The 25,603-nt window shown below is 70.1% G+C and carries 16 protein-coding genes; 4 read left to right on the forward strand and 12 right to left on the reverse strand.

All coding sequences use genetic code 11. From position 1 onward, the window contains the following. The first annotated feature begins 181 nt into the window (after positions 1-181). Positions 182-1,393, forward strand: a complete 1,212-nt coding sequence (locus A3CQ_RS0138420) for an extracellular catalytic domain type 1 short-chain-length polyhydroxyalkanoate depolymerase (RefSeq protein ID WP_026206676.1) — start codon at positions 182-184, stop codon at positions 1,391-1,393. A gap of 28 nt (positions 1,394-1,421) precedes the next feature. Continuing rightward, the gene (locus tag A3CQ_RS0138425) at positions 1,422-2,741 is read left to right on the forward strand and encodes an MFS transporter (protein ID WP_026206677.1); all 1,320 of its coding nucleotides are present in this window, start codon (positions 1,422-1,424) and stop codon (positions 2,739-2,741) included. Between the two features lie 166 nt (positions 2,742-2,907). Here the strand turns inward: A3CQ_RS0138425 and A3CQ_RS0138430 are convergent, their stop codons facing one another. The 7 genes from A3CQ_RS0138430 to A3CQ_RS0138465 all read right to left on the reverse strand — a co-directional run bounded on the left by A3CQ_RS0138430 (position 2,908) and on the right by A3CQ_RS0138465 (position 12,783). Then, positions 2,908-6,252: a S8 family serine peptidase gene (locus A3CQ_RS0138430; RefSeq protein ID WP_020516290.1), complete on the reverse strand. Its 3,345-nt coding sequence runs from the start codon at positions 6,250-6,252 to the stop codon at positions 2,908-2,910. 146 nt (positions 6,253-6,398) lie between these two features. Then, positions 6,399-7,592 (reverse strand): epoxide hydrolase family protein, encoded by a 1,194-nt coding sequence (locus tag A3CQ_RS55565; protein ID WP_040433786.1) that lies wholly within the window; start codon positions 7,590-7,592, stop codon positions 6,399-6,401. A gap of 461 nt (positions 7,593-8,053) precedes the next feature. Next, a complete protein-coding gene (locus A3CQ_RS0138445) occupies positions 8,054-8,848 on the reverse strand; it encodes a M15 family metallopeptidase (RefSeq protein ID WP_020516293.1) in 795 nt (264 codons plus the stop codon). Between the two features lie 54 nt (positions 8,849-8,902). Further along, entirely contained in the window at positions 8,903-9,931 is a 1,029-nt protein-coding gene (locus A3CQ_RS0138450; protein WP_020516294.1) for an ABC transporter ATP-binding protein, read from the reverse strand. Further along, entirely contained in the window at positions 9,928-10,728 is an 801-nt protein-coding gene (locus tag A3CQ_RS0138455) for an ABC transporter permease (protein WP_051115476.1), read from the reverse strand. Before A3CQ_RS0138455 ends, A3CQ_RS0138450 begins: the two co-directional genes overlap by 4 nt. Continuing rightward, a complete protein-coding gene (locus tag A3CQ_RS0138460; protein ID WP_020516296.1) occupies positions 10,716-11,612 on the reverse strand; it encodes an ABC transporter permease in 897 nt (298 codons plus the stop codon). The genes A3CQ_RS0138455 and A3CQ_RS0138460 overlap by 13 nt, the downstream gene beginning before the upstream one ends. Continuing rightward, positions 11,605-12,783, reverse strand: a complete 1,179-nt coding sequence (locus A3CQ_RS0138465; RefSeq protein WP_084699411.1) for an ABC transporter substrate-binding protein — start codon at positions 12,781-12,783, stop codon at positions 11,605-11,607. The genes A3CQ_RS0138460 and A3CQ_RS0138465 overlap by 8 nt, the downstream gene beginning before the upstream one ends. A 215-nt stretch (positions 12,784-12,998) precedes the next feature. On the opposite strand from A3CQ_RS0138465, the gene A3CQ_RS0138470 reads away from it, so the two are divergent. After that, positions 12,999-13,322: a Pepco domain-containing protein gene (locus A3CQ_RS0138470; protein WP_020516298.1), complete on the forward strand. Its 324-nt coding sequence runs from the start codon at positions 12,999-13,001 to the stop codon at positions 13,320-13,322. 8 nt (positions 13,323-13,330) lie between these two features. Next, positions 13,331-18,361, forward strand: coding sequence for a wHTH domain-containing protein (locus A3CQ_RS61835; RefSeq protein WP_342663732.1), 5,031 nt, complete (start codon positions 13,331-13,333; stop codon positions 18,359-18,361). 80 nt (positions 18,362-18,441) lie between these two features. Here A3CQ_RS61835 and A3CQ_RS0138480 read toward each other — a convergent pair whose 3' ends face one another. From A3CQ_RS0138480 to A3CQ_RS0138500, 5 genes are all read right to left on the reverse strand, one after another. Continuing rightward, positions 18,442-20,001 (reverse strand): methyl-accepting chemotaxis protein, encoded by a 1,560-nt coding sequence (locus A3CQ_RS0138480; protein WP_020516300.1) that lies wholly within the window; start codon positions 19,999-20,001, stop codon positions 18,442-18,444. Between the two features lie 125 nt (positions 20,002-20,126). Further along, positions 20,127-21,197: a CaiB/BaiF CoA transferase family protein gene (locus A3CQ_RS0138485; protein ID WP_020516301.1), complete on the reverse strand. Its 1,071-nt coding sequence runs from the start codon at positions 21,195-21,197 to the stop codon at positions 20,127-20,129. Beyond that, complete coding sequence (locus A3CQ_RS0138490; RefSeq protein ID WP_020516302.1) at positions 21,194-23,206, reverse strand: 3-hydroxyacyl-CoA dehydrogenase NAD-binding domain-containing protein; 2,013 nt, start codon at positions 23,204-23,206, stop codon at positions 21,194-21,196. Before A3CQ_RS0138490 ends, A3CQ_RS0138485 begins: the two co-directional genes overlap by 4 nt. Beyond that, entirely contained in the window at positions 23,203-24,432 is a 1,230-nt protein-coding gene (locus tag A3CQ_RS0138495) for an acetyl-CoA C-acetyltransferase (RefSeq protein ID WP_040433788.1), read from the reverse strand. Before A3CQ_RS0138495 ends, A3CQ_RS0138490 begins: the two co-directional genes overlap by 4 nt. Further along, positions 24,422-25,585 (reverse strand): acyl-CoA dehydrogenase family protein, encoded by a 1,164-nt coding sequence (locus tag A3CQ_RS0138500; protein ID WP_020516304.1) that lies wholly within the window; start codon positions 25,583-25,585, stop codon positions 24,422-24,424. Before A3CQ_RS0138500 ends, A3CQ_RS0138495 begins: the two co-directional genes overlap by 11 nt. Positions 25,586-25,603: the final 18 nt, after the last annotated feature.

The following is a 25,603-nucleotide window of genomic DNA, read 5'->3' on the forward strand; positions in this document are numbered from 1 at the left end:
GACGGAACCACGTGTGCGGCCGCCATCTGCCCGGCGCCCCGCATGGCCCATCGACACATAGAGAGCTGTCGCTGGGGTTTACCGACACAGAGACCGCTCTCAATGTGGGTCGCCGGTCCATGGGATCCGGTGTGGCGCGCGTCATACGGTCGCCCCCAACTCGTCGGCGGGGAGGTGCCCGATGAAGACAAAGTTCTGGTCGGCGGTGGTGGCAGCGGCGGTGGTGACCGCGCTCGCGGTGACTCCGGCGCGCGCCGCGGCCACCCTCACCGAGGTGACGGGCTTCGGCTCGAATCCCGGCGCTCTCAAGATGTACAGCTACGTGCCGGCGGGTCTGCCGGCCGGTTCCCCGCTCGTGGTGGCCCTGCACGGGTGCACGCAGAGCGCTTCCGACTACTACGGACACTCGGGCTGGCCGAAGTACGCCGACCTGTATCGCGCGGCACTGGTCTTTCCCGAGCAGACCTCGTCCAACAACGCGCTGTCCTGCTTCAACTGGTTCAACGCGGGCGACATCGCGCGCGGCGGCGGCGAGGCGCTCTCGATCAAGCAGATGGTCGACTACGCGGTCGCAAACTACGGCTCCGACTCGCACCGGGTCTACGTCACGGGCCTGTCGGCGGGCGGGGCGATGACGGCGGTCATGCTCGCCGCCTATCCCGACGTCTTCGCGGGCGGCGGGGTGGTGGCGGGGCTGCCGTACAACTGCGGGACGGTCTGCCAGTACCAGGCGCAGAGCAAGACGCCGGCGCAGTGGGGCGATCTGGTGCGGGCGGCCGATCCGGGCTACTCCGGGCCGCGTCCGCGGGTGGCGATCTGGTACGGCACGTCGGACACCACGGTCGTGCCGGCCAACGCGACCGAGCTGCGCGATCAGTGGACGAACGTGCTCGGCGTTCCGCAGACGCCGGCCGGGACCGACACGCTGTCCGGGGGAACGACACGGGAGACGTACGGCGGGGTTGTGCAGCTGTATCGGGTGCAGGGCATTGCCCACGGCACCCCGGTCGATCCCGGCGGCGCGGAGAACCAGTGCGGCACGACCGGCACGTACTACCTGGCGTCGATCTGCTCGTCGTACTACCTCGCCCAGTTCTGGGGGCTGACCGGTTCAACGCCTCCGACGACCACGCCGCCGACGACCACGCCGCCGACGAGCACGCCCCCGACGACCACGCCCACGACGGCCCCGACCTCCGCGCCGCCCACGGCCGGGCCCTGCTTCACGGCGAGCAACTACGCACAGACCGTGGCCGGCCGCGCCCATCAGAGCGGCGGATACACGTACGCGAACGGATCGAACCAGGCCATGGGCCTGTGGAACGTCGCCGTGACGCACACGCTGCGGCGCACCGGCGACAACTACTACGTGCTCGCCGACGGCCAGTGCTGACCCCTTGTTCCGCTCGGAGAGGAGCGATGTGTCCACATTAGAGAAGGTTGGGGCCCGGCGGGCCGGGATCGTGAAGGTGGTGTCCGCCTCGCTCGTCGGCACGGCGGTCGAATGGTATGACTTCTTCCTGTACGGCTCGGCGGCCGCGCTCGTCTTCGGCTCCCAGTTCTTCCCGAAGTCGGACCCGGTCACCGGCACCCTGCTGGCCTTCGGCACGTACGCGCTGGGCTTCGTCGCCCGGCCGCTCGGCGGGGTCGTGTTCGGCCACTTCGGCGATCGGGTCGGTCGCAAACGCATGCTGGTGGTCTCGCTGCTCACGATGGGGGTCGCCACCTTCGCCATCGGGCTCCTCCCGACGTACGCGTCGATCGGGGTTGCTGCGCCGTTGTTGTTGCTGCTCTGCCGGCTGGTGCAAGGCTTCGCGGTCGGCGGCGAGTGGGGCGGCGCGGTGCTGATGGCCGCCGAGCACGGCGACGACGCCCGGCGCGGCTTCTGGTCGTCGTGGCCGCAGGCCGGGGTGGCGCTGGGCAACCTGCTCGCCACGGCGGTGCTGTGGATCCTCGCGCTGATGCAGCCGGACAAGGCCTTCGACGCCTGGGGGTGGCGGATCCCGTTCCTGCTCAGCGCGGTGCTGGTGCTGATCGGGCTGTGGGTGCGGCTGTCGGTCGAGGAGTCGCCGCTGTTCCGCGAGGCGCTGGCCGCCCGCCCGACCGGCGAGCACCGGCCGCTGCTCGAGGTGGTCCGCCGCTATCCTCGCGAGATCGTGCTGGCGATGGGCATGCGGCTGGCCGAGAACATCGCCTACTACCTGTTCACGGTCATCTCGATCACTTTCCTGACGACGTACGCCGGCACGTCCGCCGACAAGGACACGATCCTCACCGCGCTGGTGGTGGCGTCGGCCGTCCAGTTCGTTCTGATCCCGGCGATCGGGGCCGTCTCCGACCGGATCGGCCGGCGCCCGCTCTATCTGGCCGGGGCGATCGGGGTGGCGCTCTGGATCTACCCGTTCCTGAAGCTGGTCGGCACGCGCCGGGCCGGCCCCATCACGCTGGCCGTGGTGGTCGGCCTGATCCTCCATGCGCTGATGTACGCCCCGCAGGCCGCCTTCTTCGCCGAGCTGTTCGGCACGACGGTCCGGTACACGGGCGCGTCGGTCGGCTACCAGCTGGCGTCGATCCTGGCCGGCGCGCCCGCCCCGATCATCGCCCTGAAACTCCTGGGCGACACCTCCGACCCGAACCTGGGCGCGGTGACGGTCTACATGGCGATCGCCTCGGCACTGACGGTGGTCGCCGTCCTGGCCGCGAAGGAGACCGCGCGCTCATCCCTGAACCACGACCGCTGAAGAGCGCCCCGGGCGGCCGCCTCTGGGCGGCCCGGATCGCCTCTGCGCGACCCCGGGCGGCCCTGCGCGACCCCGGGCGGCCCTGCGCGACCCCGAGCCGCCGCGCGCGGCCCGGATCGGCTTTGTGCGGCCCGGGCCGCTTGTGCGCGGCCCGGGCCGGTTCTGGTTACTTGTAGCGGTAGGCGCGGATGATGGTTTCCCGCACGGTGTTGCCGGCGGTGTCGACCGCCGATGCGCGCAGCGAGACGAATCCCGTGCCGCGCGGGTTCTGGACCACGGCGACCGCCTTCTCGCCGATGCGCACGGCTACCAGGCGGTGCCAGGTCTTGCCGTCGTCGAACGACGCCTCGACGATCAGGCTGCGGGTCTTGCCGGGCGCCGCGCCGACCTGCCGGTCCAGCGAGATCGGCAGGGCCAGCGGGCGCCCGGCCGGTGCGGTGTTGGTGATGTCGAGATCAGGGGAGAAGCGGATCGCGGTCATCGGCAAATGGACCAGCTTTCCATCCGGCACGTGGGCCGATTGGAATGTCCATTCGCCGTCGACGAGAGTGGACAGGGCGAACGCGGGATCGCTCGTGAACGTCGCGTGCACCCGGTAGTCGGCGGCCGCGGCCGGGACCTGGGTGGTCTGCGGCGTCTCCGCGGACTCGCTGATCTGCGTGCCGTTGCGGTAGACGCGCACATCGACGTTGCCGCCGCGCGGGAACCGGAAGCCCTCGTGCCCGCTGCCGTCGCCGTGCAGCGGACCCGGCCCGCCGAGCGTGTCACCCCAGTAGCGGGCCGCGAACTGCTGCGCGAACTCGGGCTGCGGGAAGACCGGGCCCTCGACTCCGTTCGCCCACATCACCGTGTACGCCCGGCCGGGCTGCCAGGCAGTCCAGTCCGACTCGTAATAGGTATAACCTCGCTGGCTGCTGGAGACGAGCCACTCGGTCCCCTGGTCCCGGTTGTAGTAGTCGGCGACCGTGCGCGGCACGTCGTAGGCGAAGCTCAGCGGCGTGGACCGGCCGTCCGAGCTGCGGTAGACCGCCGAGTTGCCCGGCGCCCGCGGCAGGGACAACCGCATCGCCGGTACGCCGGGGACGTCCGCGCCGACCTGCGAGCGCACGGCGGCGAAGTCCCGGTCCCGCAGCACCGCCGTCTTGCCGGGCATCATCCGGCTCCGGTCGTAGAAGTAGACGTGATAGACGGCCGGGCTGTTGAGCGGGGAGCCGTCGACGAGCCGCGCCCACGACCCGGACACGTACGACACGAACCGCTTGTCGGTCCCGGCGCCGGTGGCCGGGCCGCTCGCCAGCCGGGCGAAGTTCAAGTTCATGAGCGCGCCGTACGGGTCGTTGCTGCCCCAGATCTCCGGCGCCTGGGTGCGGATCGTCCAGCCGGCCTCGTTATAGGTCGGCACGGCCTGCTTGTCGGCGACCGAGATGGCGACCGGCTTGGCCGCCCTCGGATCCATCGTGACCGAACGATCGGAGTCGAGCATGAGCGCCGGGTCGGCGAGCGAGGTGATCTGCGGGTCCTCCTCCGAGCCGGTGAGCAGATAGGACTGAACGACATACCGTCCGGCCCTCAGACGGATCTGAGCGCTGTCGCCCATATGGCCGAACGCGCTGACCGTTTGCCGGTCGAGGTCGGTGAGCATGGTGACCCACCGCTGATCGGCGCCGGTCGCGTTCGGCGTACGAACGGTCAAGGTGTGCCGGGCGATGTCCATCGCGATCGGCGTCTCCACCCGCACGTCGCCCGCGGTCGCGACCAGCTCGCCGCCGTAGGGCTCGTCCGGCAGGCTCGCGCCCGGCCGCGCCGTCACGGTCACCCCGGCCGTCCCGTTCGCGGGCACGGTCACCGTCGTGGCGCTCAGCTCGAACAGGCCGTCCGGCGCGTTCGCGGTCAATCCCAGGTTCAACGTGATCGGTTCGGCGCCGCTGTTCGCGTACGTGATGGCCTTGGTCTGGGTTTGGTTCTGGCGCTCGAATCCGGCGCTCACCGGATCGGAGGTGATCGGTTGGGCGATCGCGCGCGCCACGTCGACCAGCCCGGCGCCCTGGTCGTAGGGGCCGAGGTCGTCGCCCGGGTTCGCCGAGGCGGTCAGCGTCGCCTTGAGCCGCGTCGCGCGCCAATCGGGATGCTGCTGCGCGAGCAGGGCGGCGGCCCCGGCCACGTGCGGCGTCGCCATCGAGGTGCCGGAGAGATTCGTGTACGCGTCGCTGCCGTCGATCGGAGCCAGGTCGCTCGCGCCCGATCGCGCCGCGACGATGGCGACGCCCGGCGCGGTGATGTCCGGCTTCACGGTCGCGTCGGCCGCGCGCGGCCCCCGGCTCGAGAACTCGGCCGGCGTCCTCGACTTGGTCACCGCGCCCACGGTCAACGCGTCCTCGGCGCTGCCCGGCGAGTTGATCGTGACCTCGCCCGCCTCGCCGCTGTTGCCGGCCGCGATCACGAAGAGCGTTCCGTATCGGCCGGTCAGGTCGTGCACGGCCGCCTCGATGGGATCGATCTCCGGCGTGTCGTCCCCGCCCAGGCTCATGTTCGCGACCGCCGCGCCCTGCTCGGCCGCCCAGGACATGCCGGCCAGGATCGCCGACTCCGGGCAGCCCTCGGGCAGGCACACCTTCGCGCTGAGCAGCTTCGCCCCCGGCGCGACGCCCTTGTACTTCCCGCCCGACGCCGCGCCCGTACCGGCGATCGTCGAGGCCACATGCGTGCCGTGCCCGACCGGGTCGGTGAGGTCGCCCGAGCCGGTGAAGTCGACCGCCTCGGCGACCTGTCCCGCGAGGTCAGGGTGGGTGAGGTCGACGCCGCTGTCGATCACGGCCACCTTCACGCCCGTGCCGGTGAGCCCTTGCTGCCAGGCCTGGGGCGCCCCGATCAGCGGAACGCTGACGTCGAGAGTGGGCTGCCGCAGCCCGTCCAGCCAGACCTTTGCCATGGTCTGTCGCTGCGTGCCCGGCTCGGTGAGGTTCTTCCACAACGTGGCCGGCTGCGAGCGGTCCTGCGCGTACGCGATCAGGCTTGTGTCTTGGATCGCCCGGCCGCCGGCCGGCGCGCCGCCCTGGATCAGCAGCGGCAGCGTCCGGCGGCTGTCGTCATAGCCGAACCGGATCAACGTGGACACGTCGAACAGCCGCTCGTCCAGCCGCCCGCCGGCCAGCAGCCCCACCGCGTCGGCCGGGATCACGCGCACGGCCCCGCCCGCGCTGTCGGTGATGAACGGAATCCTCTCCCGCCCGGGCGCCGGGTCGACGTCCACCGCGGTCTGTCCATCGACGCTCCGGACCCGGACCGTGTCACCGGTGATCAGGGTGACCGCCTTCGGTTGGGCGGCAAAGGCCGGCCCGGAGACCGCGGTGGCGGCCTCCGGCCCAGCGGTCTGCGCGGCGGCGAGGCCACCGGCGGTCTGCGCGGCGGCGAGGCCACCGGCGGTCTGCGCGGCGGCGAGGCCACCGGGCAGGCCGGCCCACGCCGCGACACCCGCCAGGGCCAGCACCGACGTGATGCGGACCAGTCGCATGCTTCTCCTTTGTCGATCGCGCCGGTCGGCGCGCTTTGGCGGGCAACCTATGCGAGCCGAAGCATCGAATCGACAAATGTGAAGATCTCAACAGCCGTGAACCCGGACCCCATCGATACGTAGCGCCCCGCGGCTCCGTTCCGCCGCTACGTGCGCAGCGGCCTGAACGCCGCCCTGATCTCCGTCGCGAGCAGCTCGGGCTCCTCCCAGGCGGCGAAGTGGCCGCCCCGGTCGACCTCGTTGAAGTAGGCGAGGCCGGGATAGACGGCCTCGACCCAGCTGCGCGGGGACGCCCAGATCTCGCCGGGGAACGTCGTGAAGCCGACCGGGACGGAGACCGCGGGAGGAGCCTGGCCGCTCGCCAGCGTCGCGGCCAGCGCCCGTCCGTCCTCCCAGTACGACCGGGCCGCCGACGCCGCGGTGCCGGTCAGCCAATACAGGGTGATGTTGTCGATGATGCTGTCCCGGGTGAGACCGCCCGTCGGATGCTTGTCGACGAAGGCGCGGGAAATCTTGACGTAGCTGTCCGTGTCGTGGTCGAGCAGCCAGGCCGCCAGCGCGATGGGTGAATCGAGCAGGGCGTAGCCGATCGTCTGCGGCCGCGTTGCCATCTCGAGGAAGTAGCCGAAGCCGTCCTGCCTGAAGAGCGCGAACGCCTCGGCCGCCGCGCGTTCCTGTGCGGATTCCTTCGGCAGATGATCGGCGATGGCGAGAGCCGCCGTGAGCAGGTTCAGGTGGTATCCGGCGAGACCCTCGACCGCTTGGCGGCCCATCAGGTCCGTGACGAGGGCACCCACGTCGCCGCCCTGGGCGACGTAGCGGGTGTAGCCGAGGCGGTGCATCAGCTCGCCCCACGCCCGTGCGGTGCGGCCGGAGTCCCAGCCGAGCTCGGCCGGCTCGCCGGAGAAGCCGTAGCCCGGCAGCGACGGCAGCACCAGGTGGAAGGCGTCCTCGGCCCGGCCGCCGTGCGCGGTCGGATCGGTGAGCGGGCCCACGATCCCGAGCAGCTCGACGACCGAGCCCGGCCAGCCGTGCGTCATGATCAGCGGCAGGGCGTCCTCGTGCCGCGACCGTACGTGAATGAAGTGGATCTCGACGCCATCGATGTCGGTCGTGAACTGCGGCACGGCGTTCAGCTTCGCCTCCAGCCCCCGCCAGTCGTATTCGGTCGTCCAGTAGCGTGCGAGCTCCTGCATCGTCGCCCGCTGCACACCCTGCGACCGGTCGTCGACCAGTTCGCTGGACGGCCACCGGGTCGCGGCGATGCGTTGCCGTAGGTCGGCCTTCGCCTCTTCGGACATCGTGAAACGGAATGGACGGATCTCAGCTGGGTCGGGCATTCGTCTCCACCTTCCGGGATGGGTGACGACGACGGACGGTGAGACCAGCCGGCCGTGGCATCTCCGTGAACGCTCCGACGGCTCACCGCCCGGACGGCGGCGAGCTTCCCGCTGACGATTCCTGAGCGTTGCGGCGATGCGCCCTGTCGGCCAACGATCTCGGCCCCAGCCTTCGAGGTCCACGTCCGTCATCGCTGTGGCCAGGGACCAGGGCAATGCCGTCACCCTAACCTCCAGCTGCGACCTGACGGACTCCCAGCGCGGCGTCATGTATGTCCGCCAGGAGCGAGAGCGACATATCGAGGCGGCTCCCATCGGCGCGGGCCTGGTGTTGCAGCGGTCGCGAGAGAAGACCATCCACGGCCCGGGCGACGAAGACGTCGACTCCCGCACGGAGAAGGCGGCGCAGGTGCCCGGATCCTTCGCCTTACGGGCGGGGTGGTCTGCGGATGACCTGGTCGTCAGCGGTTGGTAACGCTGAAATGCATGTAGTCCTTCAGGTTTCGCCACTGGCCGCCCCAGAAGTAGCCGTTGGCGGTGAAGGCTCTGGCGGCGCCCTCGGGGTGGACCATGCCGATCAGGTAGCGGGAGCGGTTGAGGTAGTAGCGGCCGGCGGCGGGGGAGACGGCGCCGTTGCGGATCATCGGGTTCTGCAGGGGGTTGATGTCGATCGCGGTGCCGAAGGCGTGTTCGGACCAGACGTCGGTGCCGCCGACGGGGCGGCAGTTGTAGCCGGCGGTGACGATGCTCATGTCGGAGGTGCCGGGCAGGTTGACCGACACGGGGGCCATGGCCATGATGCGGTAGCGCCAGCGGAACAGGGTCAGGAAGATGTTCTGGACCCGGGCGACCACGTCGCGGTGCACGATGATGCTGCCGTCGTGGTAGGCGCCCTGCAGGTCGATGTAGGACACCCAGACCTTTCGGAGCGCGGCCGGCGGGACGGGGCACTTGAGCGCGGGGTTCCAGTTGACCATCGCGGGGGTGACCGGCTCGACGCGGGTGCGCCACGGCGGGAGGGGCGACAGCGGCGGGGTCAGGCGGAGCGTCTCGTCGATGTGCACCGGGTAGGGGGCGACGATCTGGTTCCAGCGGGCCACGTCGGCCACCCGCAGGCCGAAGTCGCGGGCGATGCTCTGCATGGTCTCGCCGGGGGCGACCACATGCCAGACGGAGGCGGCGACGGCCGGTCGCCCCGGCAGAAGCAGCACCGCCGGGACGACCAGGCTCAGGAGGAGGGCGAAAAGTCTGCGCACGGTTATCGACCGTACGAACCGGTTTGTCCCTCCGGGGGCGAAACGCGAAATAAGTTATAAATCCAGCGCGACCGGGACCGGCGCCAGCGTCACGTCGACGGCGGTGCCGGGGGTGAGTGCGGGAACCAGGCCGCTGGCGACCTGGGCCACGACCAGCGTCTCGCCGACGGTGACCGTGACGCGGCTGGTCGGGCCGAGGAAGCTGCAGGTCAGCACCCGTCCCGCGCCGTCCTCGGCCGGGGTGACCGACACGGCCTCCGGCCGCACGAGAGCGGTAGCCGGCCCGGCCGGGGCCGGGGAGACCAGCGGCAGCGACGTCCCGAGCACGGTGATCGAGTCCCCGGAAGCGGAGACGGCACCGGGCAGGCGGTTGCTCACGCCCACGAAGTCGGCCACGAATGCGCTCGCCGGCCTCTGGTAGACGTCCGACGGGGAGGCCAGCTGCTCCAGTTTCCCGGCCCGCATGACACCGACCCGGTCGGCGACGGCGAGGGCCTCCTCCTGGTCGTGGGTGACGAACAGCGTGGTCGTGCCGACCGAGGACTGGATCCGCTTGATCTCGTCGCGCAGCTGCACGCGGACCTTCGCGTCCAGCGCGCTCAGCGGCTCGTCGAGCAGCAGCACGGCCGGCTCGATCGCCAGCGCGCGGGCCAGCGCCACCCGCTGCTGCTGCCCGCCCGACATCTGATGCGGGTAGCGGGCGGTGAACTTCGAGAGCCCGACCAGCTCGAGCATCTCGGCGGCGCGGCCGGGCTTGCGCCTGCGGCCGCGCAGCTTCAGTCCGAACTCGACGTTGTCGAGCGCGGTGAGGTGGGGGAACAGGCTGTATGCCTGAAAGACCATTCCCATGTCGCGCTTGTTGGCGGGCAGGGCGGTGACGTCCTTGCCGCCCACCAGCACCCGGCCGTCGTCGGCGTCCTCGAGGCCGGCGAGCACCCGCAGCGCCGTGGTCTTGCCGCAGCCGGACGGCCCGAGCAGGCAGATGAGCTCACCGGCCTCGATGGACAGGTCGAGGTTGTCGAGGGCGTGCACCGTGCCGAAGGTGCGGCGCAACCCGTTGAGGTGGACGGCCACGCCGGTCATGCGGGCTCCTTGGTGGACTTGCGGCGGTCGCCGAAGAGGGACAGCAGAAGCAGGAGGACGAACGCCAGCAGCAGCGCCGTCAGCGAGACGGCGACCGACATGGTGGCGCTGCTCTTGCCGAGCAGCGCGATCGAGACCTGCAGGTTGGTGCGGTTGAGCAGGGACGCGATCGTGTACTCGCCGAGCACGAGCGCCACCGACAGGAACGCCGCCGACAGCACGGCCGAGCGGATGTTCGGCAGCACCACCCGGACGATCACCGTGGTCCAGCCGGCGCCGAGGCTCCGGGCGGCCTCCGCGAGGGTCTTCACATCGATCGCGGCCAGGCCCGCGTCAATGGAACGATAGGCATAAGGCAAGACCAATATGGTGTACGCGAAGACCAGCGTGATCGACGAGCCGCCCAGGAAGTAGACGACCCACGCATAGACCGGGGCGAGCCCGACCACCAGCACGATCGCGGGGATGGTGAGCGGGAGCAGGCACAGGAACTCGACGAGTCGCCGGATCCTCGGCAGCCGCAGGCGCACCCAGATCGCGGTCGGCACCAGCAGCACCAGCATGAGCAGCGCGGTCAGGCCGGCCTGTTCGAGCGAGGCGACGATGCCCTCGGCCAGATCCGGATAGGTGCCGGACAGACGCGGCCAGTTCACCAGCAGCGGCCAGGTCTGCGAGTCGCGGGTGCTGAACTCGACCATCGCGGCCAGCGGGAGCAGGAAGAAGATGCCGAGCACGATCAGCACGACCCAGCGCAGGACGCGCTGCCGGCTCGCCCGGCGGGCGTTCACCCCAGCCATTTGGCGGTCCTCCTCTCCAGCAGGCTGTACATGCCCATCACCACGGCCACGACCAGGACCATGCCGAGCGCCATGGCCTTGCCGAGGTTCTGCTGGCCGAGGACGACCTCGCTGGTCAGCGCGCCGCGGATCTGCAGCGGGATGATCGGGCTGCCCTGGCTGACCAGGGCGGCGGCGGTCGCGTACGCGGAGAAGGCGTTGGCGAACAGCAGCAGCGTGGAGCCGAGGAACGCGGGCGCCAGCAGCGGCCCCGCGACCCGGGTCCAGTACTGCCAGGTCGTGCCGCCGAGGCTCTCGGTCGCCTCGCGCCACTGTGGACGGATGCCGTCCAGCGCGGGCAGGAACACGATCACCATGAGCGGTATCTGGAAGTACGTGTAGACGAGGATCAGGCCGGGCAGCTCGAACAGCCACACCCCGTTCGCGTACAGGTCAATGCTCAGATGGTCGTGCAGCCAGACTGTGAGGAAACCGGAAAGGCCGATCGTCGCGAGGAACGCGAACGCCAGCGTGACGCCGCCGAACTGGGCGAGCACGCCGGCCGCCGCGGTGACGATCCGCCGCAGCACGCCCCGCGGCTTCGCGGTGACCAGGGCATAGGCGAGCAGCCCGCCGAGGACCGCGCCGACCAGCGCGCTGACCGCCGATAGCAAGATGCTCCGGCCGAACGCGTCGAGGATGTAGCTATCGGTCAGCGCCTTCACATTGGCGAAGGTCATACCACCGCCGTCGCCGGCGAAGGCGCCGATCACCACGACCAGGGTCGGAATGATCAGGAAGATGGCCACGTACGCGAAGAAGGGCACCGTGCCGAGCAGGGCGGTGCCCCGCAGCCGCGGCCGGCGGGCCACGGTCTGCGGAGCGGTGGTGGCGATCTCAGCCAATGGTCTTGGCCCAGTTCGCGGTCAGGTACTGCTTGGCCGCGGTGTTCTGCGCCTCGGTCGGGATGACCGGGGTGCCGTCCACCTTCGGCAGCGCGGCGAACGCGGTCGCGTCGAGCGTGCCGGCCTTCTGCATGGCTTCGGCGCGCACCGGGCGGGCGCCGCCCTTGAGCCACAGGTTCTGGCCCTCGTCGGAGTACAGGTACTCCTCCCACAGCCGCGCGGCGGCCGGGTGCGGGGCGTCCTTGTTGATCGCCTGGACGTAGTACGAGCCGAGCACGGCGCCCGACGGCACGAACGTCTTCCAGGTCGAGAGCTTCTTCGTCTCGGCCGCGTTCAGGTAGTCCCAGTCGAAGACGACCGGGGTCTGGCCGCTCTCGATGGTGGCGCCGGTCGGGTCGACGGGCAGGAAGTTGCCGGCCTTCTTGAGCCGGCCGAAGAAGTCGACGCCCTTGGTGATGTCCTCGGCGGTGCCGCCGCCGGCGATCGAGGCCATCTGCACGCCGCCGAACGCCGAACCGGCCTGCGTCGGGTCGCCGTTGAGCGCGACCTTGCCCTTGTACGCCGGCTTGAGCAGGTCGGCGACCGTCGTCGGCGCGGGCACCTTGGCGCTGTCGTAGCCGATCGACATGTAGCCGCCGTAGTCGTTCGTCCAGGCCCCGGTCGTCTCCTTGAGCGAGTCGGGGATGTCCGACCAGGTCGCGACCTTGTACGGGGCGAACATGGCGGTGTTGGCGGTCGCCACGGCGCCGCCGAGGTCGAACACGTCGGGCGCCTTGTCCTGGCCCTTGAGCTGGTTGGCGGCGTTGATCTCGTCCTGCGAGGCGCCGTCCGGCTGGGCCGAGTTGACCTTGATGCCGTACTTGTCGCCGAACGCCTTGATGATCTCGCCGTAGTTCGCCCAGTCCGGCGGCAGCGCGATGACGTTGAGCTGGCCCTCCTTCTTGGCCGCGGCGACCAGCGCGTCCATGCCGCCGAGGTCGGCGGCGCCGGCGGCGGTGGCCGCGCTGCCGCCGGACGCCGCGGCGTCGTCCTTCTTCTCCGGGGGCGAGCAGGCCGCCATGGCGACGGCCGTGCCGGCGGCCAGGGTCAGGGCGACCGTACGGCCGAGGTGGTGCGCACTTGTGTTCCTCCTTCTACGGCACCGGTCCGGTGCTCGCTGAAGGTGGATCATGGGAGGGCTTCATGGCGGAGAGGTGTTCGCCAGGCGTCCTGATCAGATACAGATTTGAACTAAACCGAGGGCTGAACCCGGAACGAGTCGCTCGAATGGGTGTTCCGGCGCGTTCGACCGGCGTGGCAGCATGCCGTATTGATCGATGAGGCGCCCGCGGTCCGCGCGGTGTAGTCTCGCTCACTTCATCGACGAACGACTACCTGGGACGCCGCATGACGGATCATTCCGCCACCCTCGACTTCCTCGTCTCCGCCGAGGACGAGAAGACGGCCGGTACCAAGGGCATCTTCACCCGTGGTGAATACGACGTGGCCCGGTGCGAGATCAGCGTAGATGCGTTCCAGCAGAACCTTGAGGCGACCGTCGCGAAGCTGCGGCAGGCGTTCGCCGGTCTCGCCACCGCTGGGGATGACCTGCCGTTGAAGAAGGTCGAGGTGTCGTTCGAGGTCACCGCCTCGGGGAAGATCTGCATCCTCGGCACCGGGGTCGAAATGAGCGGAACCGGCGGGATCAAGCTGACGTTCGAACGCCAGTGATCCGGGCTGTGCTCAACCATCCGCGGAGGGCGCTGCTCATTGGCGTGACGGAGTATGACGATCCCGCGATCGACTCGCTCCCGTTCGTCGCAGACGACCTCGACGACCTGAGCAAGGCACTCCGGTCGGTGGGTTACGAGGTCGAACGCCACCCGGATCATCACGGCGACCGCGACCGTATCGACACCGCGATCGAGCAGTTCTGCCGCCACGCCGAACCCGGGCAGCAGCTGCTGATCTTCCTGAGCGGTCACGGCATCCACCGCGACGGACATGACTATCTGTTGCCGTCCAGCGCCGACACCACCAGCCGGAAATTCACGGAGCGATGCCTGGAGATCGACTTCGACGGGCACATCGAGGAAAGTCGGTGCGGGGACGTGCTCGTCGTGGTCGACGCCTGCCGCGAAGGCGTGCGGCTGCGGGAGAAGGCGGGCTACAGCTACGTCCACGCTTGGAGCGAACAGCAGCGCCGGCGATCCGCCGGACGGACGATCGCCTACCTGTACGCCTGCTCCAGCGGAGAGATGGCGCGGTGGAAGGAGACTCCCGACGGCACCTTCAGCCTGTTCACCCGCGCATTCAGCCGGGCGATCACCGATGACGCTGTTTCGGGCACCCTCACGGCTGTAAGGGAGGCGGTCCGCGTCCGCCTCGAGAACCTGAGCGCCGAGTGGAGCGTGCCGCTGCAGAAGCCGAACTTGGACGGCGACACCGCGGGCTGCGATCGGCTCGTCCTAGTGGACCGCCGGGTGCGGGCGATGGCCTCGCGGGGAGCGTCCGCTTGGCGGGACCGAGCCGCTGCGCACGCTGTGTGGGACCTCGTGCGTCCGGTCCCGGACTCCGGGCGACCCGGCGTCGACGGGCTGCCGGGTCTGGCCGTCCTCCTGCGCGATGCCGTGGCCGAATGCGCCGGGACGTGGTCGCGGCGTTACGAGGAACTTCGCCTGGACCTGTCGGACGACCCCTGGTGGGACGACGAGCACGCCATCCGGATGCACGACCGGCTCTCGTGGGTCGTCAAGAATGTGCTCAACCCGGGCAAACTGGCCGAGGACGACAAGCCGCCGCTCAGCCCGGCGGAGGCGGCAGTCCTTGTGCTGCTGCCGTTCGCGCAGCAACTGCACCGGGCGCAGTGCGCGGTGTCGTTTCGCTCGGTGCTCGACGACCAGGGCGACGAGGCCGCTGACTTCCGCCGGTTCGTGGGAGGAGAAGCGCGGATTCGTCGGCGGCTGGCGCGCCTGGACAAGCCTGATGATCAGCCATTTGCCCGCGCGGTGCGCTGGGGCGCCTATCACCGGTGGCTTTCGCAGCGCCCGCAGGTATTTCGGGCCCCGGTGGTCGCCGAATGCGTCCTGGGCGTTCTCGATGCGCCCGACGGTGATGCCGCTGAGCTGCTTCGCGAGGTAATCACCGACGCCCGGCTCGCTCGCCTGCTGCGAGCCCTGCGTACCGAGCCGGAGGCAGCGGGATCGTCCGCGTCGGCTGCCTCCGCGGCCGACGCGCTGGCCGGGACGGAGATTCCCGCCGGTATCCAGACCATCGCCGGCGGCTCACCGAACGAGCAGCACATCCGGGACCGGCTGATCGCGCTGATCCTGCGGGTCGCCGAGGAGTTCACGATCGACGTCACGGCGCTGCCGAACATCATGATCGACCACATCGGGGGTGCTGACGGCGTCGACCTCACCGAGGTCCTGCGAGCTGTGCAGACCGCGCGATGGTCGGCTCGCGGGCGTACCCGGGTGTTGGAGGTGGAGTGTCCGCACCAGGCGGTGCAGGTGGCGCTGGCCGACCACACCAGGGGAATCGCCGAGGTTCTGGAGCGCATCGACGTCGTGGCCTTGGCCGACCGGACCCTGGACGTGCTGCACGACCTCCCGACCCATGTCGCTTCGGACGGTCTTCGTCCGCTGAGTACTCCGGAGGGACGTCCGCGGTACGACAACGTGGGGTTCCGCTTCCGCCTCGACGACGATCGGGTCCAGGAACTGCTCATGGGGGAGCAGCTGTACGGGGACCCAGCGCTGGCGATTCGGGAGCTGTACCAGAACGCGCTGGACGCCTGCCGGTACCGCAAGGCGCGAACGGAGCACCTTCTGCACGGCGGGCGACCGGCTGCTCCGTGGAAGGGGAGAATCGCGTTCGCTCAGGGCGTCGACGATGACGGGCGTCCGTGGCTGGAGTGCCGGGACAACGGGGTGGGGATGTCCGAGCGGGAACTCAGCACGGTCTTCTCCAATGCCGGTGCCCGCTTCGCCGACCTGCCGGACTTCGGCGAGGAACAGGCTGCTTGGGAGCGAGAGCAGATCCACTTCTTCCCAAACAGCCGCTTCGGCATAGGCGTCCTGAGCTACTTCATGCTCGGCGACGAGATCGAGGTCTCCACAGCGCGCTTCTCGAGGGACGGTGAGCTTCAGCCCCGCCTCCAGGTCGGCATCGACGGCCCCGGCTCCCTGTGCCGCGTGCGTCATGTCGAAAGCAACGGCGAATCCGGTACGGCCGTTCGTATTTTCCTGCGGACCGGCATTTCCGTGTCGTGTGTGGACTTATTGACGCGCTTGCTCTGGGTGTCCGAGGTGGCCCTGACGGCAACTGACGGATCGAGCAGCGCCGAGTGGCTGCCCGGGGAGTTGTCTGCCAAAGCGCCGATCGGTGTTCGGGATCCGCTCGACAGACACGCCACCGAGACCATGTTGCGACGAGGGGAACCAAGGGTTCGGGCGGTGCCGTCTTCAGTCCGTAACGTCTCGTGGTGCGATGGCCAGGGTGGGATCTTGGCCGATGGACTCTGGGCCGGTTCGGCACCCTACGGGCGCATTGTGAACCTCACGGGCTCACTGTCTCCGCGCCTGACCATCGACCGCCGCCGCATTCTGGCGATGGATCGTGACGGTGTACGAGAGCTGCAATTTCGCGCCATTCCCGATCTGCTTGCTGAGAAGCAGGGGATCTTCACGCTGCTTTGGCTCGGGCAGCTCGCGGAGCAAGACAGCGACCTGGCGGACGCCATCGCACAGTCCGTGACCGATTCGGGAATGACGTTCCCCAGGGCGGGCGGCGTGACCATCGAGCCAGGTGCGGTCGGCGTCTTTCCGCTCGACGACGCGCTGTTCTCCATGTCCGACTTCCACCGCAGTCTCCACGATGACACCAATAGACGTCCCGCCTTGCGTCTTGGCGACTGGCGTTTGCGGTCCTATCTTCGGGCCGCCCTCGTCGGGGGTTTGCGAACAACTTCAGATTCGCCTGCTGTTTCACCGGCTCGGCCGTCCGACGCCGTTCTTCTCTCCGCACGTGCCGACGGAAGGGGAGGCTGGCTCGACATGTCGAAGCGGGTGCCGTCCAGGCACGTGCTTGTGGCCAGTATTGTGCTGGGATGGGCGCCGCTGCGGTCGTCGGAGCGTTTGCGTGAGCTGGGTGCCAGTCTGGCCGACGTCGCGTGGCCGCGTGAGCCGCTTACCAGCGACGACCAACGCCTGCTGAGGGCTGAGCTGAGTAGCGTCGCTGGTCATTGGTCCGACCTGTCGAATCCTGTTCCCGCCAGCCAGCCGATTGCGGCCGGCGTCGCGCTGGGGTGGTCGCCCCTTCGAGCGGCGGAGCGGTTGCGCGAGCTGGGGGCCAGGCTTCCCGACGTCGCGTGGCCGAACGCTCCGCTCACCGACGACGACCAGGGTCTGCTGACATCCGAATGGCACGGCCGGAGCCGATGGTTGGACCTGTCCGAACCAGTGCCGTTCGGACACGTGGTGGACGCTTGCGCGCGGCTGGGGTGGCCGCCGTTGCGGGCGGCGCGACGGTTGAGGGAACTTGGGGCTCAGCTTCCAGACTTCTCTTGGCCCGATGCTCCGCTCAACCAAGAGGACCAACTCCTCCTATCGCGCGATAGGCCCGGCCCGGATCGTTGGCTTGACATCGCAGGGCCGATTCGGGTCGGGCAGGTCGTCGCGGCCGCCGCGAGGCTGGGCTGGTCACCTGCCCGAGTGGCACAACGGTTGCGGGAGCTTGGGGCCGTGCCCCCCAACTTCCCGTGGCCGGAAGCACCTCTCGACACTGAGGATGGACGCCTCCTCTCGCGTGAATTTGGCCGGACTATCCACTGGCTGGACCTTTCCGACCCATTGCACGCCGGTGAGGTAATGAGTGCTGGTGCGCGGTTGGGGTGGTCACCGCTACGGGCGGCGGGACGGTTGCGCGAACTTGGGGCTGACCTTCCCGAGTTCCCCTGGCCGGAGGAGCCGCTCAATGTCGAAGATCAACTTTTCTTGAAATACGCACCGCACGGCCCGGATGATTGGCTTGACCTGTCGAAGACGGTCCCAGCGGCATATGTATTGGGTTGCTCTGTGGAACTGGGATGCTCTCCGCAACGACTATCCGATCGTCTGCGAGAGCTCGGCGCGATAGTTCCTGACGCCGCCTGGCCGAGTGCGCCGCTCTCTCGAGAAGATCAACAACTCCTGACGGCCGAGAGTAGTGGTCCGATCCGTTGGATCGATCTGTCGGAACCGGTCCTTCCGGGCAGCGTGATCGAAGGTTCCGTGGCGCTGGGATGGTCACCGCGGCGTACGGCGGATCGGCTACAAGCCCTGGGCGCAGTGCTTCCTGATATTTCGTGGTCGGATGCGCCGCTCTCCCGAGATGATCAAAACCTCCTGAGGGTGCGGATCACGGGCCGCCCGGGCTGGCTCAACTTGGCAGAGCCAGTGTCGGTCGGACACGTGATGGGTGCGGCCGCGACGCTTGGATGGCCACCACAGCAGTCAGCTGTTCGCCTGCGGGAGTTGGGCGCCGAGCTTCCCGAATTTACGTGGCAACGGACACGGCTCACGCGAAACGACCAGGTTCTGCTCTCGATGAGTTTGGATGGTCAAGCCCCTTGGCTCGATCTTGAAGAACCGATAGACGGTGGACGGCTTCTGCCCGGTCTGAACCACACCGGCCTTCCGGTGGCGCGCGCGGCCGAGAGACTTCAGCAACTCGGCGCCAAGCTTCCGGCGTACCTCACCATCGTTCCCGAGGAATTGCCCGATACATAGCTCGGATCCTTCGCGAGGCGCGAAAGGCGCGTGCCGCGCCGGCCATCCATGGCCGGCGCGGCACGCTGTGGGGGGAACATTCAGTACTTGAAGCCGCCGACGAGGTTGCGGAGCTCCTCGGCGGTGCGGGCCACCTCGTTCGAGGCCGTACGGGTCTGCTCGACGCCCTGGGCCGAGGTCGCGCCGGCCGCCGAGACGTCGGCGATGTTCAGCGCGATCCGGGTGGAGCCGTTGGCCACCTCGCCGATGCTGCGGCCCATCTCGCCGGTGGTGGCGGTCTGCTCCTCGATGGCCGAGGCGATCGTCAGCTGGAACTCGTTGATCTGCCCGATGACCTCGGAGATCCGGGAGATGACCTCGACCGCGCCGCTGGTGTCCTGCTGGATGGCCGCGACCCGGGCGCCGATGTCCTCGGTCGCCTTCGCCGTCTCCTGAGCCAGGTCCTTGACCTCGCTGGCGACGACCGCGAAGCCCTTGCCCATCTCGCCGGCCCGGGCCGCCTCGATGGTGGCGTTGAGCGCCAGCAGGTTGGTCTGCTCGGCGATCGCGGTGATCAGCTTGATCACGTTGCCGATCTCGGCGGACGACTCGCCGAGCTGGCGGATCGTCTCGGTGGCGCGCGCCGCCTCGCCCACGGCCACGCTCGCGACCTGGGCCGACTCGCTGGTGTTGCGGGAGATCTCGCGGATCGCCAGGCCCATCTCGTCGGCGCCGGCCGCGACCGACTGCACGTTGCGGGAGATCTCCTCGGCCTCGGCGGCGGCGGACGCGGTCTGCGCGTTGGTGTCGCCGGCCGCGTCGGCGATCGTGCCGGCCACCGCGGACAGCTCGGCGGAGGCGCTGGCCAGCATGTCGGCGTCGCCGGCGATGGTGCTCATCGACTCGCGCAGCCCGTCGAGCGAGCGGTCCAGGTCGGCGGCCATCACGCCCAGCTCGTCCCGGCTGGTGATCCCGCTGCGCACGGTGAGGTCGCCCCTGGCCAGCGCGTCGATCACCACGCCGAGGCGGAGCACCGGCTTGAGGATCGAGCGGACCAGCGGGATCGCGAACCCGATCATGAGGATCAGGCCGAAGCCGGCGACGATCAGCGCGAGCAGGCGGGAGAAGGCGACGGTGGAGTCCATGTCCTTCTGCTCCTGGACCGCGGCCGCCGTGGCCTGGTCGGTGAGCGCGCCCAGCTCGTCGTCCGTCTTGTGGTTACGGTCGGCGATCTCGGCGATCCGCTTCACCGCGGCGGCCCGGTTGCCCTTGGCGTCGTTCGCGAAGTCGGTGATGAACTGGCTGAAGTCCACGAAGTCCGGCCGGATCGAGGTGAACGTGGCCAGCATCTCCGGCGTCAGGCCGGAGGCGGCGACCGCGTCGGCGGCCTCGGTCGAGGACTGCACGTCGTCGGCGACGTCCTGGGTGACGTCCTGGCCGAGCAGCGAGCGGTAAGCGTCGACCTTCAGCTCGCTCTGCCGGGTGTCCAGGTGGTGCAGCGCGGCGAGGCCCTGTTGCAGCCCGGTGATCGTCCTGCTCTGCGCCGCGAGGCTGTTCTGGCTGTAGAGGTTGATGCAGGCCAATGCGGCGAGCAGCACGGACCCGGTGCCGACGATGAGCCCGAGCCGTTTCGCGACTCCGATGTTGTGCAGCTTCCGCATGGTCTGTCTGCCTTAAGGTCTTACCGCGCCGTCGCGGTGGTGGATTGCCCGCAGGATCGACGGGCGCGGCATGCACCTGAGCCGGGCAACCGCAAAGCACCAGAAAGACCTAAAGGTCCGATCGACTACCAGTTCGCCAGAATCTCCTCGACGCCGGCCGGAGTGGCCTCGGCCGGGGTGGCCGCCGGGGTGCGGCCGAAGCGTGGGGCCGGGGCCGGCTGGGGCACGCCGCCGACCGTGACGAACGCGTTGCGGGCCCGGTTGTGCGGGTGCCCGGGCGCCTCGGCGGGGGAGAGGACCGGCGCGACGCAGGCGTCGCTTCCGGCAAAGACAACAGACCATTCAGCACGCGTACGCGTGGCAAACGCGGCCGCGAACCGGGCGCGCAGCACCGGCCAGCCGGCCCGGTCGAGCTGGGCGGGCAGATCCTCCTCGGCGAGCCCGAGCCCGTCGAGCAGCGCCCCGTAGAAGGCCGGTTCGAGGGCGCCGACCGCCATGAAGCCGCCGTCCGCGGTCGCGTAGGTGTCGTAGAACGGCGCGCCGCCGTCGAGCATGTTCTCCCCGCGGCCGAAGGGCCAGCGGCCGGCGCCGATCATCCCGTGCAGGAACGCGGTGAGCAGCGCCGACCCGTCCACCATCGCCGCGTCGACCACCTGGCCGCGTCCCGAGGTCACCCGCTCCAGCAGCGCGGCGAGCACCCCGACGGCCAGCAGCATGCCGCCGCCCGCGAAGTCCCCGATCAGATTCAGCGGGGCGTGCGGCCGTTCGCCGGCCCGGCCGATCGGCTCGAGCGCTCCGGCCACCGCGATGTAGTCGATGTCGTGCCCGGCCCGATCGGCCAGTGGCCCTTCCTGCCCCCAGCCGGTCATCCGGGCGTACACAAGCCTGGGGTTGATCTTCTCGATGGTCTCGGGCCCGAAGCCCAGGCGCTCGGCGACCCCCGGCCGGTAGCCCTCGACCAGCACGTCGGCCCGCGCGGCCAGGCGCAGCAGATCGGCGACGCCGGCCTCGGTCTTGAGGTCCAGGGTGACCGTGCGGCGGCTGCGCTGCATGGGGGTGGGTGGAGCCCCGCTGCCGCCGGGACGATCGACCTGGATCACGTCGGCGCCGAGGTCGGCCAGGATCATGCAGCCGAACGGCGCCGGCGCGAGACCGGCCAGCTCGACGACCCGGACCCCGGCCAGCGGACCGCTCATGCCGGCACGAACCGCTCGCCGTAGCGCGCCGCCAGCTCCGTCGCCCGGCCCGGGAAGTCCGCGTGCTGACGGGCGAAGCGCAGCACACCGCCGGTCCAGGCCGGGAAGCCGATGCCGAGGATCGAGCCGACGTTGCCGTCCTCCTCGGTGCGCAGGACGCCCTCGTCCAGGCAGCGTTGCGCGTCCAGCGCCTCGGCGAACAGGAAACGGTCCTGCAGATCCGCGAAGGGCACGGCGCGACCTTCGCGGGTGGCAAGCTCGGCGAGGCCCTCCCACAATCCGGCGCGCTTCCCGTTCTCGTACGCGTAGAAGCCGCGCCCGGACGAGCGGCCCGGCCGGTCGTGCTTGTCGACCATCGCGTCGACCAGCTCGTGCGAGGGGAGCCGGACGAACGCGTCGCCCGCCGCCGCCTCGAACTGCCGCCGGATGCGCTGCATGAGCGCGATGCTCACCTCGTCGGCGAGCGCGAGCGGCCCGGTCGGGTACCCGGCCTGCAACGCGGCCTGCTCGATCGACGCGGCCGGGACCCCCTCGGCGAGCATGCCGACCGCCTCGTCCATGAACTTGCCGATCACCCGGCTGGTGAAGAAGCCGCGCCCGTCGTTGACCACGATCGGGGTCTTGCCGATCCGCCGGCCCAGGTCGAAGGCGCGGGCGACGGCCTCGTCCCGGGTCTTGTTCCCCACGACGATCTCGAGCAGGGGCATCCGGCCGACCGGGGAGAAGAAGTGCATGCCGATGAAGTCGGCGGGCCGGCTCACGCCCTCGGCCAGCCCGGTGATCGGCAGCGTCGACGTGTTCGACGCCAGCAGCGCGCCCGGCGCGAGCAGGGGTTCGACCTCGGCGAACACCTTCGCCTTGAGCGCCGGGTCCTCGAAGACGGCTTCGATCACCACGTCGCAGCCGCGCAGATCCTCGGCGTTCGCCGTGGTGACGATGCCGGGGCCCTGCGCGCGGGCCGCGAGCTCGGGCGTGACGTCCTTGACGACCACCGGGAGACCGGCGCGGGCGCAGGCCTGGGCGATGCCGGCGCCCATCATGCCGGCGCCGAGCACGGCGATCTTCGTGGCCGGGAGCACCTCGGCGCGGGGGCGGGCGAGGCCGCCGTTGACCGCGCGCATGTCGAAGAAGAGCGCGCCCATCATGTTCTTGGCGATCTGCCCGGTGAGCAGGGTGATCAGGTGCCGGGTCTCGATCAGCTGGGCGGTCTCGAAGTCGACCTGGGCGCCCTCGACGGCGGTCGCGAGGATCGCCTCGGGTGCCGGCAGCCGGTTGCCCTTGAGCTGCTTGCGCAGGGTGGCCGCGAAGGCGGGGAGCTGGGCGGCGAGCTTGGGCGTGGACGGGGTGCCGCCGGGCATCTTGTAGCCGGGTCTGTCCCAGGGCTGGGCGGCGTCCGGATTGGCGGCGATCCACTCCTTCGCCCGGGAGATCATCTCCTCGGGGGTGGGGGCCACCTCGTCGACCAGGCCGTTGTCGCGGGCATCCGCGGGCTTGAGCCGCTTGCCGCTGAGCAGCCAAGTCATCAGGGCGTCGGCAAGACCCAGCATGCGTACGGTGCGGGTCACGCCGCCCGCGCCCGGGAGCAGACCGAGCGTCACCTCGGGGAAGCCGAGGCGGGTCCCGGGGGCGTCGAGGGCGATCCGGTGGTGGCAGGCGAGGGCGATCTCGAGGCCGCCGCCGAGCGCGGCGCCGTTGACCGCGGCGACGACCGGGCGGCCGTACGTCTCGAGGCGGCGCAGGTCCCGCTTGATCGTGCCGAGCAGCTCGGCGAGGGCCGGCGCGTCCTTCGTGGTGGCGGTGCTCATCATCGGGACGTCGCCGCCGGCGAAGAAGGTGGTCTTGGCGCTGGTCACGATCACGCCGGTGACCTCGTCGCGCTCGGCCTCCAGGCGGTCGAGGGCCGCGGTCATGGCCGCCACGTACGCGGGGTTCATCGTGTTCGCCGACTGGCCGGGGTCGTCCATGGTGAGCGTGACGACGCCGTCCGCGGCGCGCTCGTAGCGGATCATGAGAGCCTCTCGATGACGGTCGCGACGCCCATGCCGCCGCCGATGCACAGGGTGATCACGGCCCGGCGCTGGTCGCGGCGCTCGAGCTCGTCGAGAACCGTGCCGAGGAGCATCGCGCCGGTCGCCCCGAGGGGGTGGCCCAGGGCGATCGCGCCGCCGTTGACATTGACCTTTTCAGGGTCGAGTCCGAGGTCGCGCTCGTACTTGAGCACGACGGCGGCGAAGGCCTCGTTGATCTCGAACAGGTCTATTTCGCCTATTTCGAGGTCTGCCCGTCCGAGTGCCTTTTTCGTGGCGGGAATCGGGCCGGTCAGCATGATCGTCGGCTCCTCGCCCGTGACGGCGGCCGAGACAATTCGGGCGCGAGGGGTCAGACCGGCTCGCTCGCCGGCCTCCTTCGAGCCGATCAGGACGAGGGCGGCGCCGTCGACGATGCCGGACGAGTTGCCGGCGTGGTGGACGTGGTCGATCCGCTCGATCCAGTGGTATTTCTGCAGCGCGACGGCGTCGAAGCCGGCCGCCTCGCCGATCCCGGCGAACGACGGGTTGAGCTTGGCGAGGCCCTCGCGGGTCGTCTCGGGGCGCGGGTGCTCGTCCTTCGCCAGCACGACGAGCCCGCTCGGGTCGCTCACCGGCACGATCGAGCGGTCGAAATGCCCGGCCGCCGCCGCCTTGGCCGCCCGTTCCTGGGAGCGCAGCGCGTACCCGTCCACGTCGTCACGCGTGAAGCCCTCGATCGTGGCGATCAGGTCGGCGCTGACGCCCTGCGGGACGAAGCTCGTGGCCAGGGCCGTCTCGGGGTCGAGGAACCAGGCGCCGCCGTCCGAGCCCATCGGGTTGCGCGACATCGACTCGACGCCGCCGGCCAGGATCAGGTCCTCCCAGCCCGACCGGATGCGCGCGGCGGCCTGGTTGACCGCCTCCAGGCCGGAGCCGCAGAAGCGGTTGAGCTGTACGCCGGCGGCCGTGTCGGGCAGGCCGGCCAGCAGCGCGGCGGCGCGGGGCAGGTCGCCGCCCTGCTCGCCGATCGGCGTGACGATGCCGAGCACGATGTCGTCGATCGCGGCCGGGTCGAGCCCGGGATTGCGCTCGCGCAGGGCGTCGATCAGGCCGGCGACCAGCGAGATCGGCTTGACGCCGTGCAACGAGCCGGTCGGCTTGCCCCGGCCGCGCGGGGTGCGGACCGCGTCGTACACAAATGCCTCGTTCGGTGTTTCAGAGGACACGGGCGATCAGCTCCTTCATGATCTCGTTCGTGCCGCCGTAGATCTTCTGGACCCGGGCGTCGGCGTACATGCGGGCGATCGGGTACTCGGTCGTGTACCCGTATCCTCCGAAGACCTGCAGGCATTTGTCGACCACTTCGCACTGGCCCTCGGTGAGCCACAGCTTGGCCATGGCCGCGGTCGGCACGTCGAGCTCGCCGCGGGAGTGCCGCGCGATGCAGTCGTCCAGGAAGATCCGCGAGGCGCGGGTGCGGGTCGCGCACTCCGCGAGGACCATCCGGGTGTTCTGGTGGCCGATCAGGGGCTTGCCGAAGGCGGTGCGTTCTTTGGCGTACGCGACGGTGAGCTCGACGGCCCGCTGCATGGCGGCGACGGCGCCGACGCCGATGACGAGGCGCTCCTGGGGCAGCTGCTCCATCATCTGGAAGAAGCCGCCGCCCTCGGTTCCCAGCAGGTTCCGCCTTTCCACGCGGAGATCGTCGAAGAACAGCTCGGCGGTGTCGTTGGCGTGCAGGCCGATCTTGTCGATCAGCCGGCCGCGCTTGAAGCCGGGCGTGTCGTCGCTCAGCTCGCACACCAGGAGGCTGATGCCGGCCGCGCCCTGGCTGGTGTCGGTCTTGACGGCCAGGATCACGAGGTCGGCCAGGGCGCCGTTGGTGATGAAGGTCTTGGAGCCGGTGACCAGGTAGTCGTCGCCGTCGGGCACGGCCTTCGTGCGGATCGCCTGGAGGTCGGAGCCGCCGCCGGGCTCGGTCATCGCGATCGCGCCGACCAGCTCACCGCTGCACAGGCCGGGCAGCCAGCGCCGTTTCTGTTCCTCGGTGCCGTAATGGCGCAGGTAGCCGGTGACGATGCCGCTGTGCACGGCCAGGCCCAGGCTGCCCTCGCCACACATGGTCTGCTCGTGCAGCAGCACCGCCTCGTGGGTGAAGTCGCCGCCACCGCCGCCGTACTCCTCGGGCACGCTCAGGCCCAGCAGGCCGAGCTCGCCGGCGCGCCGGTAGTGCTCGCGGTCGGGGTGGCCCTGCCGCTCGAGGCGCTCGGCGTGCGGCAGCACCTGCTCGGTGAAGAAGTCGCGGGCGAGCTCGGCGAGGTCGTCGTGCTCCGGCTTCAGCCACGGCGGGGCGTACCCGTCCAGTCCGGGGGTGGGCATGGCCCCACTCTCCCGGGA

This window comes from Paractinoplanes globisporus DSM 43857 (assembly GCF_000379645.1).
In the GTDB taxonomy this organism is placed as follows: Bacteria; Actinomycetota; Actinomycetes; order Mycobacteriales; family Micromonosporaceae; genus Actinoplanes; species Actinoplanes globisporus.

Bases quoted from the DNA above. Each gene is read 5' to 3' on its own strand.
- A3CQ_RS0138465 (WP_084699411.1), bottom strand. From the start codon at position 12,783: ATGATCCACCTTCAGCGAGCACCGGACCGGTGCCGTAGAAGGAGGAAC.
- A3CQ_RS0138455 (WP_051115476.1), bottom strand. From the start codon at position 10,728: ATGGCTGGGGTGAACGCCCGCCGGGCGAGCCGGCAGCGCGTCCTGCGC.
- A3CQ_RS0138470 (WP_020516298.1), top strand. From the start codon at position 12,999: ATGACGGATCATTCCGCCACCCTCGACTTCCTCGTCTCCGCCGAGGAC.
- A3CQ_RS55565 (WP_040433786.1), bottom strand. From the start codon at position 7,592: ATGCCCGACCCAGCTGAGATCCGTCCATTCCGTTTCACGATGTCCGAA.
- A3CQ_RS0138450 (WP_020516294.1), bottom strand. From the start codon at position 9,931: ATGACCGGCGTGGCCGTCCACCTCAACGGGTTGCGCCGCACCTTCGGC.
- A3CQ_RS0138430 (WP_020516290.1), bottom strand. From the start codon at position 6,252: ATGCGACTGGTCCGCATCACGTCGGTGCTGGCCCTGGCGGGTGTCGCG.
- A3CQ_RS0138500 (WP_020516304.1), bottom strand. From the start codon at position 25,585: ATGCCCACCCCCGGACTGGACGGGTACGCCCCGCCGTGGCTGAAGCCG.
- A3CQ_RS0138480 (WP_020516300.1), bottom strand. From the start codon at position 20,001: ATGCGGAAGCTGCACAACATCGGAGTCGCGAAACGGCTCGGGCTCATC.
- A3CQ_RS0138420 (WP_026206676.1), top strand. From the start codon at position 182: ATGAAGACAAAGTTCTGGTCGGCGGTGGTGGCAGCGGCGGTGGTGACC.
- A3CQ_RS0138490 (WP_020516302.1), bottom strand. From the start codon at position 23,206: ATGATCCGCTACGAGCGCGCCGCGGACGGCGTCGTCACGCTCACCATG.
- A3CQ_RS0138485 (WP_020516301.1), bottom strand. From the start codon at position 21,197: ATGAGCGGTCCGCTGGCCGGGGTCCGGGTCGTCGAGCTGGCCGGTCTC.